Raw genomic sequence first — 14,685 nt, forward strand, 5'->3', positions numbered from 1 at the left:
TTTTGGCACGCTGTTGAGTTCTCAAGGAACGGACGCTTCCTTCGACCCCGTATCACCGGGCCCTCCGGGCGCTTCCCTTCAGTCTTACCGTTCTTGCGTTTCCGACTCTACCAGACACTTTCCAGTGTCCGATTCCCGGCCGAAGCGGGCCGTACAATTTCGCTTTCCAGGTTCTTCGCTTTCGCGCTTTTCCTTTCCAGCGACTCCAACGTTACCAGACTTCATTCGGTCCGTTTCCGGTCCGCATTTGATTTCCGGTGACCCATGGAATGGTCGCGCCTTTCGGCGTGTTCACCACGTTAGCCGATTCTCTTGGCAGCTCATAATCGAGCTTGTCGAGCGAAATACGGACATGCCGAATTCGCACCCGCCAGGGTGAAATCGAAGGTTGTGGTGTGGCCGCTTCGAGTGGCCCGATTCGGTCCGAAGGACCGTACCGACAGCTGTACCCGTGTCAAGCCGCTCGGACTACGTTAGGGGTTCATCCAGAGTGCGTCAAGTTGCCTTCCGGCTCGATCGATGCCGCGGGGTGTGGGCTCGGTACGGGCTCACCGTCGGGTCTCCGTCGATCCAGAAGCGCCAGGGCTGGTGGGCGCCGTCGCCGCCCACTCCGGTGCGGGGGCCGTTGCGTACCAGGTCAGCCGGTGGTGGCGTGCCGTGCAGGACGGACAGGGCCGGGGCCGGGCCGTCGAAGAGGTCGCTGCCGTTCAACTCCCGGTCGACGTCCAGGGCGGTGGCCAAGCGGGCGGGGCCTCTGGCCAGTTCCTTGTCGCTCCGGGCCGAGATCCTTCGTTCACGGGCTAGGCAGGCACCCGCGTTGATCTCGCCCGCCCGGAGGAGGACCCCGCTCGCCCTGCCTTCGGGGCCGCAGACCAGGTTGAGGCAGTGCCACATTCCGTAGGTGAAGTAGACGTACGTGTGACCGGGCGGGCCGAACATCACGCTGTTGCGGGAAGTGCGGCCGCGGAAGGCGTGCGAGCCCGGGTCGATCTCACCGGCGTACGCCTCGACCTCGGTCAGGCGCACTTCGATCGTGCCCGCAGTGCTGCGCCGGACCAGGGTGCGGCCCAGCAGGTCCGGGGCGACCTCCAGGACGTCGCGGTCGAAGAAGTCTCGCGGCAGTGGCGTGCGGTCCGGGCTCTTGGTCATGCCGTCCGAGGGTACTGGGATGACGTGGCCGGGAACCGGCTGCCGTCATGGCGCGTATTTAGGGGTCAGGACCAACAAGGAGTGACTATGGGCTTCAAGCGGCTGCTCGCGAGTATGGGTGCCGGTGGCGCCTCGGTGGAGACCGAGCTCACCGAGGTGAACGTCGTCCCCGGTGGGGTCGTCCAGGGTGAGGTGCGGATCCAGGGCGGGTCCGTGGCGCAGCAGATCGAGGGGCTCAACGTCGGGCTCCAGGCGCGGGTCGAGGTCGAGAGCGGGGACCAGGAGACCAAGCAGGACATCGAGTTCACCAAGCTGAAGCTCGGCGGGGCGTTCGAGGTGCAGGAGGGCGCGGTGCATGTGGTGCCCTTCGGTCTGGAGATCCCCTGGGAGACGCCGGTCACGATGTTCGGCGGCCAGCAGTTGCGCGGCATGAACATCGGGGTGACCACCGAACTGGAGATCGCGCGGGCGCTGGACTCCGGTGACCTGGACCCGATCAACGTGCACCCGCTGCCGGCGCAGGAGGCCATCCTCAACGCCTTCGGGCAGCTGGGTTTCCGTTTCCGCAGCGCGGACATGGAGCGCGGTCACATCCGCGGTACGCGCCAGCGGCTGCCGTTCTACCAGGAGATCGAGTTCGTTCCGCCCACGCAGTACCGCGGGCTGAACCAGGTGGAGCTGACGTTCGTCGCCGATGAGCGCGAGATGGACGTCATTCTGGAGATGGACAAGAAGCCGGGGCTGTTCAGCCAGGGCAGCGACTCCTACCGGGCGTTCAAGGTGGGGCTGCACGACTACCAGCAGACGGACTGGGCCGCTTACCTCAACCAGTGGCTGGCCCAGGTCGGCGGTCAGCGCAACTGGTTCTGACGACGGCTTAGGGTCGGAGGGGAAAGCCGCCCGAGGTGTCTGTGGGCGAGCGGCCGTGGGTCCGCTCGCGGCAGACCGGCCCGATCAGGAGGGGTACGCGACGTGACCGAGCAGAAGAGGGCCCCGCTGCCGCACGATTTCCATCCGGAGGTTCCGGCGTTCACCGTGGTGAGCGACGATCTCGCGCCGGGGGCCGTGCTGGGCGACGCCCAGGTGTACGCCTCCGGGAACACCTCGCCGCAGCTGCGGTGGGAGGGGTTCCCCGAGGAGACCAAGAGCTTCGCCGTGACGTGCTTCGATCCGGACGCGCCTACGGGCAGCGGGTTCTGGCACTGGGTGGTCTTCGACATCCCGGTGTCGGTGACGGAGCTGCCCGCCGGTGCGGGCAGCGGGGAGTTCACGGGGCTGCCGCAGGGGGCCGTCCAGGCCCGTAACGACTACGGGTCGAAGGATTTCGGCGGTGCCGCGCCGCCGGCCGGGGAGAACCACCGCTATGTGTTCACGGTGTACGCGGTGGACACCGAGAAGCTCGGGATCGACAGCGAATCCTCCCCCGCCGTGGTCGGATTCAATCTCCGGTTCCACACGCTGGGGCGTGCGCGGTTGATCGGTGAGTACGAGGCTCCCGCGTCCGATTAGTTCGTCTGTTGTTTGCCCTGCTCTGGTCTTGGAGAGACCAGAGCAGGGCATTTTTTATTGCGTTGTCCATCGCGGCCTGCCCAGCCAGAGTTGATCCGGGCCTGCCAGGGGGCGGGCGGCACACGGGAGGTGGGCAGGATGCGTGACACGCTGGTTCTCAACGCGAGCTTCGAGCCGTTGTCGACGGTGACGCTCAACCGTGCGGTGGTCCTGATCCTGACGGACAAGGCCGTCGTCGAGCAGTCGCATCCCGAGCTGCGTATGCGTGGTGCCGCCGTGGACATTCCGGTGCCCCGGGTGATCAGGCTCTGCCGCTATGTCCGGGTGCCGTTCCGAAGACAGGCCCCGTGGTCCCGGAGGGGTGTGCTCGTACGCGACCAGTACCGGTGCGCGTACTGCGGTCGGCGGGCGTCCACCGTCGACCATGTGGTGCCGCGGGCCCAGGGCGGGCGGGACACCTGGCTGAACACGGTGGCCTCGTGCGCCGAGGACAACCACCGCAAGGCGGCGCGGACTCCGGAGCAGGCGGGGATGCCGCTGCTGAAGCAGCCGTTCGTCCCCTCCCCCGCCGAGGCGATGCTGCTGGCGATGGGGGCCGGTGACCGGGCGGCGCTTCCCGGCTGGCTGGACCGGGTGGCGGCGTAGCCGGAGGCGGCGTAGCGGGAGGCGTCCGGGCAGGGCTGTGCGGCTGGGTGTTCCGTAAGGCTTCGGGTGCTGGGTGTTCCGTACGGCTTCGGGTGCTGGTGCGGCCGCGGTGTGGGCCCGTCCCTGTGCTGGGGGCGGGCCTCTGTGCGTCAGCGGAGCAGGAGCTGGACGATGGCCACCGTGCCGACCGCGACGATGAGGGCGCGCAGGACGGTGGGGCGCAGGCGGCGGCCGACCTTGGCTCCTATCTGGCCGCCGATGGCCGAACCGACGGCGATCAGGAGGACGGCCGTCCAGTCGAAGTGCGCGACGAAGAGGAAGAACAGGGCGGCGATGCTGTTGACGACGGCCGCCAGGATGTTCTTGACGGCGTTGAGGCGCTGCATGGTGTCGTCGAGCAGCATGCCCATCAGGGAGAGGTAGATGATCCCCTGGGCGGCGGTGAAGTAGCCGCCGTAGACGCTGGCGAGCATCAGGCCGGTGAACAGGAGCGGGCCGCCGTCGGGGCGGGCCCGGGTGCCGGTGTGCGCGCGGCGGTTCTGGACGGCTTTGCTGATGCGGGGCTGAAGGATCACCAGGACCAGGGCGAGGGCGACCAGGACCGGGACGATCGTCTCGAAGGCCGTGGAGGGCAGGGCCAGCAGCAGGGTGGCCCCGGTGAGGCCGCCGATGGCCGCGCCGATGCTCAGCTTGAGGACGCGTCGGCGTTGCCCGACCAGCTCCTTGCGGTAGCCGATGGCACCGCTGATGGCGCCGGGGATGAGGCCCAGGGCGTTGGACACCGTGGCGGTGACCGGTGGGAGGCCGGTGGCGAGCAGGACGGGAAAGGTGATCAGAGTGCCCGAGCCGACGATCGTGTTGATCGTGCCGGCGCCCATTCCGGCGGCGAAGACGGCGAGCATTTCCCAGATGGACAAGGCCATCTCCTTCGCTGGTCAGTGACGCCTCCCCGCCATGGAGGTCGAGGGGCCTCACCGATCATGCATGAAGGACGTTTCCGCTCCGACGGCCGGGGGTTCGGGTGCGCCCGGGGGCCGGAGCGCCGGAGGGTCAGACGACCGGAGGTTCCTCGCGTCGCTCCACCGCGGTGGACGGGGCCGGGATGCCGCCCTTGGCGCCTCCGCCGTCGCCTCCGGTGTTGAAGCCGGGGGCTCCGCCGCCGAGGTTGCCGAAGGCTCCGCTGAGGCCCTTGAGGGCGTCGCCGATCTCGCTGGGCACGATCCAGAGCTTGTTGGCGTCGCCCTCGGCGATCTTCGGGAGCATCTGGAGGTACTGGTACGAGAGGAGCTTCTGGTCGGGGTCTCCGGCGTGGATGGCCTCGAAGACCGTACGCACCGCCTGGGCCTCACCCTCGGCCTTGAGGGCGGCGGCCTTGGCCTCACCTTCGGCGCGCAGGATCGCGGACTGCTTCTCACCTTCGGCGGTGAGGATCTGGGACTGCCGGATGCCTTCGGCGGTGAGGATCGCGGCGCGCTTGTCGCGGTCGGCGCGCATCTGCTTCTCCATCGAGTCCTGGATGGAGGTGGGCGGCTCGATCGCCTTGAGCTCGACGCGGTTGACGCGGATGCCCCACTTGCCGGTCGCCTCGTCGAGGACTCCGCGCAGGGCGGCGTTGATCTCCTCGCGGGAGGTGAGGGTACGTTCCAGGTCCATGCCACCGATGATGTTGCGGAGGGTGGTGACGGTGAGCTGTTCGATCGCCTGGATGTAGCTGGCGACCTCGTAGGTGGCGGCGCGGGCGTCGGTCACCTGGTAGTAGATGACGGTGTCGATGTTGACGACCAGGTTGTCCTGGGTGATCACCGGCTGCGGCGGGAAGGGCACGACCTGTTCGCGGAGGTCGATCCGGTTGCGGATCGAGTCGATGAACGGGACGACGATGTTGAGGCCCGCGTTGAGCGTGCGGGTGTAGCGTCCGAACCGCTCCACGATGGCCGCGCTGGCCTGGGGGATGACCTGGATCGTCTTGATCAGGGCGATGAAGACGAGCACCACCAGAATGATCAGGACGATGATGATCGGTTGCATCGTGTGTCTCGTGCCCTTCGGTTGATCAACATGATCGACTTCGAGTCTGGCAGAACTCGGGCCGCCTCGCGGGTCGTTCGTTCACATGGTCGTTCGGTCCTCGGTCACATGACGACGGCCGTCGCTCCGTCGATGTCGATGACGTCGACCTGGTGGCCCGGTTCGAAGACCTGGTCCTCGTCGAGCGAGCGGGCCGACCAGACCTCTCCGGCCAGCTTGATACGGCCGCCCGCGGCGGACACCTGTTCCAGGACGACCGCCTGACGCCCCTTCAGCGCGTCGATACCGCTGGCATGTCCGGTCTGTCCGGCCCGGTGTCTCGCGGCGATCGGGCGCACGACGGCGATCAGCGCCACCGACACCACCACGAAGACCAGTACCTGGGCGACGATGCCGCCACCGAGGGCGGCGACGGCCGATGCGGCCACCGCCCCGACGGCGAACATCCCGAATTCGGGCATCGCGGTCATGACGAGGGGGATGCCCAACCCCACCGCGCCGATCAGCCACCACACCCATGCGTCGATGTCCACATGGTCATCGTAGGACTGTCGCTCCGTCACCGACAGGGCGCACAGCCGCCAACTACGGTGACGGGACGGCCGGGTGGGGTGGAACCGGGGTGGGAGGGCGGTCGGAGGAGGTGCGTGGGGGCCGGTGATCAGCCGAGCGGCAGGCCGTGGGCGGTGTAGCGGTCGCCGGTGTGCTCGACGACCAGCGGCAGGCCGAAGCAGAGCGAGAGGTTGCGGGAGCTGAGCTCGGTCTCCATCGGGCCCGCGGCGAGGATCCTGCCCTGGCGGATCATCAGGACGTGGGTGAATCCCGGTGCGATCTCCTCGACATGGTGGGTCACCATGATCATGGAGGGGGCGTACGGGTCACGGGCGAGGCGTCCGAGGCGGCGTACGAGGTCCTCGCGGCCGCCGAGGTCGAGTCCGGCGGCGGGCTCGTCGAGGAGCAGCAGCTCGGGGTCGGTCATCATGGCGCGGGCGATCAGCGTGCGCTTGCGCTCTCCTTCGGAGAGCGTGCCGAACTTGCGGTCCAGGTACTCGGTCATGCCGAGGCGGTCCAGGAAGGCGCGGGCGCGCTCCTCGTCGACGGCTTCGTAGCTCTCGTGCCAGGTGGCGGTCATGCCGTACGCGGCGGTGAGGACGGTTTGCAGCACGGTCTGGCGCTTGGGCAGCTTGTCGGCCATCGCGACGCCCGCCATGCCGATCCGGGGACGCAGCTCGAAGACGTCGGTGCCGACGCCGCCCAGCTGCTCGCCGAGGACGGTGGCCGTCCCCCTGCTCGGGAAGAGGTAGCTGGACGCGAGGTTGAGGAGAGTCGTCTTGCCGGCGCCGTTGGGGCCCAGGATGACCCAGCGCTCCCCCTCCTTGACCGACCAGGAGACGTCTTCCACCAGAGCACGTCCGTCGCGGACCACGGATACGTCCACCAGCTCCAGTACATCGCTCATGAGCGTGTCGTCTCCCCATGCAGTCTCGTCGATCGTCGCGTGCCGGTGGGCACGGCTCCCAGGGAAAACCTACGCCACCGTGCACGTGCTCCGGGCGCGAGGTCCGCACCCGGCCGCCGCCCGGCCGTTGCCTAGGCTGTCGGCATGCTTGTCGAACCACGTTCAGGGTTGTTGGCCGCCTGGGGGAACGCGCTTCTGGCGGGACTCGTCTCGCCGGACGAGGCGGTCCTCGCGATCGTCGGACAGGACGCGGTGCACCGCGTCGAGGGGGTGCCGGGCGAGACGGGGCCGGTGGGGCTCACGCTGGCGCTGGGCCGGTTGCGGGCGCTGGGGGCCACCGGGTTCCGGGTCGCGCTGCCGGTGCCGGGGCATCCGCTGGGGCTGAGCGGTCCGCCCGATTTCAACGCGCGGGCGATGGAGGCGGAGGAGGCCGTGGTCGGGTACGGGGTGCCATACGGGCTGGTGCCGGAGGTGAGTGAGGCGGGCCCGGAGGGGGACGTGCACGTCGAGGTGGTGTGGCGGGTGCTGCCGGTGCGGGAGGCGCCGCCCGCGGACGTCCCGTCGCTGGGCGAGGCCGAGCGGGAGCTGGCGGAGGCGTTGCGCGATGCGACGGCGGTGCTGTCGCGGCTGGACGTGGCCGGGTCGGGGCCGGTGGCGGAGGCGGCGGTGGACGCGTACCGGGCGCGGGTGGAGCGCGGTGGTGGGCGCGAGGTGCTGGCGCCCGGGTATCCGCCGCGGGCGGTGCGGGTGCTGGAGATGGCGCAGCGGGTGGGGCTGCTGGTCTCGGTGGCGTACGAGAACGGGCACGGCGGTGCGGTGAGCGCTTCGGAGATCGCGGCGCGGGGGGCCGCGTTGCGGCCGGTGGAGCGGGTGGCCCGGCGGGCGTTGGTGGCGGCGTACAACGCGTATGTGGAGGGCGGGGAGCTTCGCCGGTAGAGCTGCGGCCCGGTGCGCGCCGGATGGGGTGCTGTCGGCCGGAGGGGGCGGGGCCGCGGGGCGTCTCCGGGCGGGCCGCGGCTCTGGGGGTGCGGCTCTGGAGGCCTCTGGAGGCTCGGCGCGCTCGGCCCTGGATACGCGGAAGCCGGACGGCCCGGGGAGGGTGGGGCCGTCCGGCTTCGGGACGCGGGGTGTCAGTGGTTGAGGCCGAAGTTGCCGAAGGCCGGGTTGAGCAGGCCCACCACGTTGACCGTGTTGCCCACCAGGTTCACCGGGACGGAGACCGGGACCTGGACCAGGTTGCCGCTGGCGACGCCCGGGGAGTGGGTGGCCACGCCGTGGGCGTCGGCGCCGCTGTGGCCCGTCGCGGAGGCGGCACCGGCACCGGCGGCGACGAGCCCACCGGCGATCATGGTGACGGCGGCGGCCTTCTTGAGGTTCTTCACTTCAGGTTCCTCCTAGAGAGGCTGCGGCAGGCCGCCGCAGCACGCCTTGGAGAACGCCGTACGGCCCGGAAGGATGCGCCGTACGGGTGACATACACCCGACAGTATGAATCTCCGCTTGAACGGGAACCTGATTTTCCGGACGGGCCCGCCGGATCTCCGGCCCGCCTCAGCCGGCCGCTCCGTGGCGTACCGCCCACAGTGCGGCCTGGGTGCGGTCCGCCAGGTCGAGCTTCATCAGGATGTTCGACACGTGCGTTTTGACCGTCTTCTCGGAGAGGACGAGCGCGCGGGCGATCTCACGGTTCGAACGGCCGTCCGCGATGAGGCCGAGGACTTCCCGCTCCCGTTCGGTGAGGGTGCTCCCCCGGCCGGTCCCGGTGCCGGTGTCGTCGTCGGCGAGGAGCGCGCCCGCGACCTCCGGCTGGAGCAGCACGTGACCGGCGTGCACCGAGCGGATCGCCCCCGCCAGGGCGTCCGGGTCGACGTCCTTGTACACGTATCCGGAGGCTCCGGCGCGCAGGGCGGGGACCACCGTGCGCTGTTCGGTGAAGCTGGTGACGATGAGGACCTTGGCCGGGTTGTCGAGTTCCCGGAGGCGGCGCAGGGCGTCGATGCCGTCGGTGCCGGGCATCTTGATGTCCATCAGCACGATGTCGGGTCGGAGCTCCTCGGTCCGGGCCACGCCCTCCGCGCCGTCACCGGCCTCTCCGACGACCTCTATGTCCTCCTGGATCTCCAGGAACGTCCGCAGACCGCGGCGGACCACCTGGTGGTCGTCGACCAGCAGCACCCTGATGATCTTGTCAGCCACCGGGGACCTCCATCTCGATCGTGGCGCCCTCGCCGGGCTCCGATTCAACGGTGAGCTGGCCGCCGACGCTGCTCGCCCGGTGGCGCATGGAGACGAGGCCGAGGTGGCGGCCCGCGAGCCGGACGGTGGTGGGGTCGAAGCCGTGGCCGTCGTCGGTGACGCGCAGGACGGTCGCGGGGCCGCGCCGGACCAGGGTGACGCTCACGCGTCCCGCGCCCGAGTGGCGCAGGGCGTTGTGCAGGGCCTCCTGGGCGACTCGGAGCAGCGCCTCCTCCTGGGCCGCGGGCAGAGCCCGTACGCCCCGGGTCTCGAAGGCGACCTCGGCGGCGTGGGCCCGGTCCAGGACCTGGATCTGGGTGCGCAGGGTGGCGATGAGCCCGTCCTCGTCGAGCGCGGCGGGGCGCAGCTCCACGACGGCGGCCCGCAGCTCGTCGACCGCCTCGGCGGCGAGGACGGCGACCTGGTGCAGCTCGCCCTTGGCGCGGGCCGGGTCGCGGTCCACCAGGGCGGCGGCGGCCTGGGCGGTGAGGCGGAGCGAGAACAGTTTCTGGCTGACCGCGTCGTGCAGTTCGTGGGCCAGCCGGGAGCGCTCCTCCGCGATGGTCAGCTCACGGCTGCGCTCGTAGAGGCGGGCGTTGGTGAGGGCGATGGCGGCGTGCTGGGCGAGGATCTGGAGCAGTTCCTCGTCCTCGGCGGTGAAGCCGCAGCCGCCGTCGGGCTTGGGGCACTGCTTGTTGGCGAGGAACAGCGCGCCGATGATCTCGTCGCCGTCCACGACGGGCAGGCCGAGGAAGTCGGACATGTCGGGGTGGGCGTCGGGCCAGCCCTCGAAGCGCGGATCCTCGCGCACGTCGGCGAGGCGTTCCGGCTTGGCCTGGTGCAGCATCGCGGCGAGGATGCCGTGCTGCCGGGGCAGGGGGCCGATGGCCTTCCACTGTTCCTCGCTGACGCCGTCGACGACGAACTGGGCGAAGCCGCCGTGGTCGTCCGGGACGCCGAGGGCCGCGTACTGGGCGTCGAGCAGTTCGCGGGCGGAGGCGACGATCGTCTTGAGGACGTCGCCCACTTCCAGATGCCGGCTCATGGCGAGGAGCGCGGCACTCACCGCGGCGAGGCCCGACGGCGGGCGGTGACTCATGGGGTCACCGTACCGGCGGGGGCGGCGCCGCCGTATCGGCCGGGGGACGGGGGCTGTCGCGCGGGGCCCTAGGTCCGGGCCGCCGGCCTCCTCGGGCGCGGGACCTAGGACCACGTCGCGGCCCGGCCCGGGACGGCCGGGGCGAGGGCGCCGCGGGTACGAGGCGGGGAGCCGCGGCGCTGCGCCACGGGTACGTCGCCGGGCGCCGGGGAGCGCCTCCTCCGGTATGACTCCGGGGGCGTCCGCCTCGTCCCGCAGGATGAGGAACGTAACCCTCCGGATTGCTATAGCAACGAATGGTGAGAATGTTACGCGGCCGATGTGACCCCGGGCATAGGACCCACGTCACTTACGAGCGTACCTAGTGGGCACATAAGGGCGGTTTGACCCGGCATGATCAGGGAGTATTTCGGGCGAACGGGACCCTGTTCCCCGGCCCGGTCCACTATGCGTCTTCGTACGTCACACCTTTGCCACAGGATTTTGCGGCCGCTAAGAATTGCTCTCGTCCCCGACGGAGGTAGGCATCACCACCTCCGGTCTCGTCCTCCGTGAGGACACCTGAGCATTCGAAGAGGTATCCCTGCATGTCCGCGAACCGCATTCCCAGTCGTCTCCGTCGTCTGAACAAGGTCCAGAAGATCTCCGTGGCCGGTGTGTCGGCCCTGGGCGTCGCCGCCCTGACCTTCTCGCTCGTCCCGTCGAACGCCGATGCCGAGATTGCCCCGCAGGCAGCGACCGCCGCCGCGCCCGTGGCCCTCACCGCCGCCGGGTCCGCACAGGCCAAGACCGTGCAGAACAGCATGATCGAGCAGCACTCCACCGCCGAGCAGCTGGTGAAGGCCGCTGATGCCGCCAAGGCCAAGGCCGCCGCCGAGACGAAGGCCGCCGCCAAGGCCAAGGCCGCGTCCGAGGCGAAGACCAAGGCCGCTGCCGCCGCCAAGGCCGAGGCGAAGGCCGCCGCCGACGCGAAGGACAAGGCCGCCAAGGCCAAGGCGGACGCGAAGAAGCGCGGGGCCGAGAAGGCCAACCGTTCCACCGCGCGCAAGCCCGTCTACGCCAACAACCTGGACGGCTGGATCCGCGAGGCCATGTCGATCATGAAGAAGGAAGGCATCCCGGGCTCCTACAACGGGATTCACCGCAACATCATGCGCGAGTCCAGCGGCAACCGCTGGGCCATCAACAACTGGGACATCAACGCCCGGAACGGCATCCCTTCAAAGGGCCTGCTCCAGGTGATCCAGCCGACCTTCGACCGTTACCACGTGTCGGGCACCAAGAAGGACCTGTACGACCCGGTCGCCAACATCGTCGCCGCCTGCAACTACGCGGCCGACCGCTACGGCTCCATGGACAACGTCAACAGCGCGTACTGACCAAGCCGAGCGCAGCCGTCCGAACGCCGGAGGCCGGCACCCCCGTGGGGGTGCCGGCCTCGGCGTCGTCCATGGACATGGACATGGACTACTTGCGCATGACCTCGGGCTCGTGGCGGCGCAGCAGACGGGCGACCGCGACGGCGCAGATGAGGGCGAGCACCAGCAGAACGAAGATGTTGATCCCCCACTGGGTCGCCGTGGCGTCCCAGAGCGGGTCGAGGTCGGTCGGATTCTTCGGGTCCCACGGCGGCATCAGGTTGGCCAGGTCCAGCGTGCTGCCGGCGGCCGCCACACCCCAGCGGGAGGGCATCAGCCAGGTGAGCTGCTCCAGCCCGGGGGTGCCGTAGACCTGGAAGAGGACACCGGTGAACACCAGCTGGACGATGGCGAACATGACCAGCAGCGGCATGGTCATCTCGGAGGTCTTGACCAGGGCGGAGATCATCAGGCCGAACATCATCGAGGTGAACCCGAGGGCCACGATGGAGAGGCAGACCTCGACGGCCGGAGGCATGAACAGGCCCTCGTCCGGCAGGTCGCGGACGGCGAAGCAGATGGCACAGAGGATGACGCTCTGGAAGGCCGTGATCACGCCGAGCACGATGACCTTGGACGCCAGATAGGCCGAGCGGGAGAGGCCGGTGGCCCGTTCCCGTTCGTAGATGACGCGTTCCTTGATCAGTTCTCGTACGGAGCTGGCCGAGCCGGCCAGACAGATGCCGACCGCCAGGATCAGCAGGATCATCCCGGCCTTGCCGTTGAACTGGGTCGGCGGGGTGGGCGCGGCCAGTCCGAAGTCCGCGGGGATGACCGCGCTCAGCACTCCGATCACCGCGGGCAGCGCCACCATCAGGCCGAGGAAGGCCTTGTCGGAGGCGATGACGGAGACGTACCGGCGCACCAGGGTCCACAGCTGCGTGCCCCAGGTCTGCGGCTTCGGCGGGCTCATCTGCTGCGGGGGCGGCATGTGGACCGGCTGGGCGGCGACCGCGTCGATGTCGGCGGCGTACATCTGGTAGTGCTGCGACCCGCGCCAGCGGCCCGCCCAGTCGTAGTCGCGGTAGTTCTCGAAGGCGGAGAAGACGTCGGCCCAGCTGGTGTAGCCGAAGAAGTTCAGCGCCTCCTCCGGCGGACCGAAGTAGGCCACGGCCCCGCCCGGCGCCATCACCAGGAGCTTGTCGCAGATCGCCAGCTCGGCCACCGAGTGCGTGACCACCAGCACCGTGCGGCCGTCGTCGGCGAGGCCGCGCAGCAGCTGCATGACGTCGCGGTCCATGCCCGGGTCGAGTCCGGAGGTCGGCTCGTCCAGGAAGATCAGCGACGGCTTGGTCAGCAGCTCCAGGGCGACCGAGACGCGCTTGCGCTGGCCGCCGGAGAGCGAGGTGATCTTCTTGTCCTTATGGATGTCGAGCTTCAGCTCGGCGAGGACCTCGGTGATCCGGGCCTGGCGCTCGGCCTCGGTGGTGTCCGCGGGGAAGCGGAGCTTGGCCGCGTACTTGAGGGCCTTGGTGACGGTCAGCTCCTTGTGCAGAATGTCGTCCTGCGGGACCAGACCGATGCGCTGGCGCAGCTCGGCGAACTGCTTGTACAGGTTCCGGTTGTCGTAGAGGACGTCACCCTGGTTGGCGGGCCGGTAGCCGGTGAGCGCCTTGAGCAGGGTGGACTTTCCGGAGCCGGAGGGACCGATGACCGCGATCAGCGACTTCTCCGGGACGCCGAAGGAGACGTCCTTGAGGATCTGCTTGCCGCCGTCGACCGTCACCGTGAGGTGGCGGGCGGAGAAGGAGACCTCACCGGTGTCGACGAACTCTTCCAGCCGGTCCCCGACCAGCCGGAACGTCGAGTGACCGACGCCGACGGTGTCGTTCGGGCCGATGAGCGCGGAGCCGGACTTCTGCAACGGCTGGCCGTTGACGTACGTGCCGTTGTGCGAGCCGAGGTCGCGGAGCTCGAAGCGGCCGTCGGGCGTCGCGTGGAACTCCGCGTGGTGGCGGGAGACCTGGAGGTCGGAGACGACCAGTTCGTTCTCCAGCGCACGGCCGATGCGCATGACCCGGCCCAGGGCCAGCTGGTGGAACGTGGTCGGGCTGCGGTCCCCGTGGACGGGCGACGCCCCCGCGCCCTGGCCCGGCCCGCCCGGGTACTGCTGGTGCGGCACCTGCTGCGGGGCCTGCTGGCCCGGGGCCTGCTGGTGCGGTACGTGCTGCTGGGGCGGCGGCTGCTGCCAGCCCTGCTGCTGACCGGGGGCCTGGTGGTGGGCCGGGGCGTGGTGGGCGGGCGGCTGCTGCTGTCCGGACCAGCCCGCGCCGCCGCCCTGGGGCTGCTGGTGCGGCTGGTGTACGGGCGCCTGCTGGGCACCGACCGCGTGGCCACCGCCGACGCCCGCGCCCGCGGCGGCACTGAGGCTCACCCGGGGGCCGTCGGTGGCGTTGCCCAGGTGCAGCACGGTGCCGGGGCCGATCTCCAGTTGCTGGACACGGCGGCCCTGGGCATAGGTGCCATTGGTGCTGCCGTGGTCCTCGATGGACCAGTTGCGGCCGTTCCAGCTGATCGTGGCGTGCCGCCACGACACCCTGGCGTCGTCGATCGTCACGTCGCCCTGCGGATCACGCCCGAGGGTGTACGGCCTGGACGAGTCGAGCGTCCAGGTGCTGCCATTCAATTCCAGTACGAGTTCCGGCACTCCGCGCCCCACTAGTTGTCCCCCGTGTTACCCCCGTCGCAGGGAGTCTAGGGATGCTGAACATCGTGGGGAACTATTCCAGGACCCGTCCCCGATCCGAAAGCCGGGAGGGCGAAGACCCCGCGGGGGCCGGGCGCCGAAGCCCCGAAAGGCGGGGGAAAACAGGGTTTTAGCAGAAGAAGAACGACGGAATCAGTCGCTCATTCCCAGATACCCCCAAGCATCCTCATAGCACCCCGTGCGGAGCGCCCGGAGTGGGCGGCGGAGAGGCTGGAGGGCGTGCGCGCGGGGCTGGAGCGAGGTGTGCGCAAGATGCGTACCGGCCAGATCTTCGGCGCCTCCGCGGATCCGGGCGAAACCAGTGAACCGTACGGTGTCACCAGAAGCCGGGGAGCCTCAGGATCCCCGTCGCGCGGAATCCGGATCCCCCCCTCGCGCGGAATTCCGTCCGGCCCTCGGGACGGGCGGCCGGGGCGGCTGCCGGACCGATACGGTGG

At 69.7% G+C, this 14,685-nt stretch carries 14 protein-coding genes; 5 read left to right on the forward strand and 9 right to left on the reverse strand.

What is annotated here, in order from left to right; translation table 11 throughout:
• Positions 1-495 precede the first annotated feature (495 nt).
• Positions 496-1,149, reverse strand: coding sequence for a DNA-3-methyladenine glycosylase (locus ACIRRU_RS27705; RefSeq protein WP_403685011.1), 654 nt, complete (start codon positions 1,147-1,149; stop codon positions 496-498).
• Between the two features lie 87 nt (positions 1,150-1,236).
• Between ACIRRU_RS27705 and ACIRRU_RS27710 the strand changes: the two genes are divergently transcribed.
• From ACIRRU_RS27710 to ACIRRU_RS27720, 3 genes are all read left to right on the forward strand, one after another.
• The gene (locus ACIRRU_RS27710) at positions 1,237-2,019 is read left to right on the forward strand and encodes a sporulation protein (protein ID WP_363203334.1); all 783 of its coding nucleotides are present in this window, start codon (positions 1,237-1,239) and stop codon (positions 2,017-2,019) included.
• A gap of 102 nt (positions 2,020-2,121) precedes the next feature.
• The gene (locus ACIRRU_RS27715) at positions 2,122-2,658 is read left to right on the forward strand and encodes a YbhB/YbcL family Raf kinase inhibitor-like protein (RefSeq protein ID WP_403685013.1); all 537 of its coding nucleotides are present in this window, start codon (positions 2,122-2,124) and stop codon (positions 2,656-2,658) included.
• Between the two features lie 138 nt (positions 2,659-2,796).
• Positions 2,797-3,303 carry an HNH endonuclease gene (locus ACIRRU_RS27720; RefSeq protein ID WP_363203332.1) on the forward strand — a complete coding sequence of 169 codons (507 nt, stop codon included), beginning with the start codon at positions 2,797-2,799 and terminating at the stop codon, positions 3,301-3,303.
• Between the two features lie 149 nt (positions 3,304-3,452).
• Here ACIRRU_RS27720 and ACIRRU_RS27725 read toward each other — a convergent pair whose 3' ends face one another.
• From ACIRRU_RS27725 to ACIRRU_RS27740, 4 genes are all read right to left on the reverse strand, one after another.
• The gene (locus tag ACIRRU_RS27725) at positions 3,453-4,220 is read right to left on the reverse strand and encodes a sulfite exporter TauE/SafE family protein (RefSeq protein WP_403685015.1); all 768 of its coding nucleotides are present in this window, start codon (positions 4,218-4,220) and stop codon (positions 3,453-3,455) included.
• Between the two features lie 133 nt (positions 4,221-4,353).
• Complete coding sequence (locus ACIRRU_RS27730; RefSeq protein ID WP_363203330.1) at positions 4,354-5,331, reverse strand: SPFH domain-containing protein; 978 nt, start codon at positions 5,329-5,331, stop codon at positions 4,354-4,356.
• 104 nt (positions 5,332-5,435) lie between these two features.
• The gene (locus ACIRRU_RS27735; protein WP_363203329.1) at positions 5,436-5,864 is read right to left on the reverse strand and encodes an NfeD family protein; all 429 of its coding nucleotides are present in this window, start codon (positions 5,862-5,864) and stop codon (positions 5,436-5,438) included.
• Between the two features lie 128 nt (positions 5,865-5,992).
• The gene (locus ACIRRU_RS27740) at positions 5,993-6,790 is read right to left on the reverse strand and encodes an ABC transporter ATP-binding protein (RefSeq protein ID WP_403685018.1); all 798 of its coding nucleotides are present in this window, start codon (positions 6,788-6,790) and stop codon (positions 5,993-5,995) included.
• A 144-nt stretch (positions 6,791-6,934) separates the two neighbouring features.
• On the opposite strand from ACIRRU_RS27740, the gene ACIRRU_RS27745 reads away from it, so the two are divergent.
• The gene (locus ACIRRU_RS27745) at positions 6,935-7,726 is read left to right on the forward strand and encodes a hypothetical protein (protein ID WP_403685020.1); all 792 of its coding nucleotides are present in this window, start codon (positions 6,935-6,937) and stop codon (positions 7,724-7,726) included.
• A 194-nt stretch (positions 7,727-7,920) separates the two neighbouring features.
• Here the strand turns inward: ACIRRU_RS27745 and ACIRRU_RS27750 are convergent, their stop codons facing one another.
• From ACIRRU_RS27750 to ACIRRU_RS27760, 3 genes are all read right to left on the reverse strand, one after another.
• A complete protein-coding gene (locus tag ACIRRU_RS27750; protein ID WP_363203326.1) occupies positions 7,921-8,172 on the reverse strand; it encodes a chaplin in 252 nt (83 codons plus the stop codon).
• A 168-nt stretch (positions 8,173-8,340) separates the two neighbouring features.
• Positions 8,341-8,985 carry a response regulator gene (locus ACIRRU_RS27755; RefSeq protein ID WP_403685022.1) on the reverse strand — a complete coding sequence of 215 codons (645 nt, stop codon included), beginning with the start codon at positions 8,983-8,985 and terminating at the stop codon, positions 8,341-8,343.
• The gene (locus ACIRRU_RS27760) at positions 8,978-10,123 is read right to left on the reverse strand and encodes a GAF domain-containing sensor histidine kinase (protein WP_403685023.1); all 1,146 of its coding nucleotides are present in this window, start codon (positions 10,121-10,123) and stop codon (positions 8,978-8,980) included. The genes ACIRRU_RS27755 and ACIRRU_RS27760 overlap by 8 nt, the downstream gene beginning before the upstream one ends.
• A 587-nt stretch (positions 10,124-10,710) precedes the next feature.
• Here ACIRRU_RS27760 and ACIRRU_RS27765 point away from each other — a divergent pair.
• A complete protein-coding gene (locus tag ACIRRU_RS27765) occupies positions 10,711-11,502 on the forward strand; it encodes a transglycosylase SLT domain-containing protein (RefSeq protein ID WP_403685025.1) in 792 nt (263 codons plus the stop codon).
• A gap of 88 nt (positions 11,503-11,590) precedes the next feature.
• On the opposite strand, the gene ACIRRU_RS27770 is transcribed toward ACIRRU_RS27765, so the two are convergent.
• Positions 11,591-14,200 (reverse strand): FHA domain-containing protein, encoded by a 2,610-nt coding sequence (locus ACIRRU_RS27770; RefSeq protein WP_403685026.1) that lies wholly within the window; start codon positions 14,198-14,200, stop codon positions 11,591-11,593.
• Between the last annotated feature and the right edge of the window lie 485 nt (positions 14,201-14,685).

Origin of the sequence: Streptomyces sp. NPDC101181 (assembly GCF_044767975.1) — a bacterium.
Taxonomy (GTDB): Bacteria; Actinomycetota; Actinomycetes; order Streptomycetales; family Streptomycetaceae; genus Streptomyces.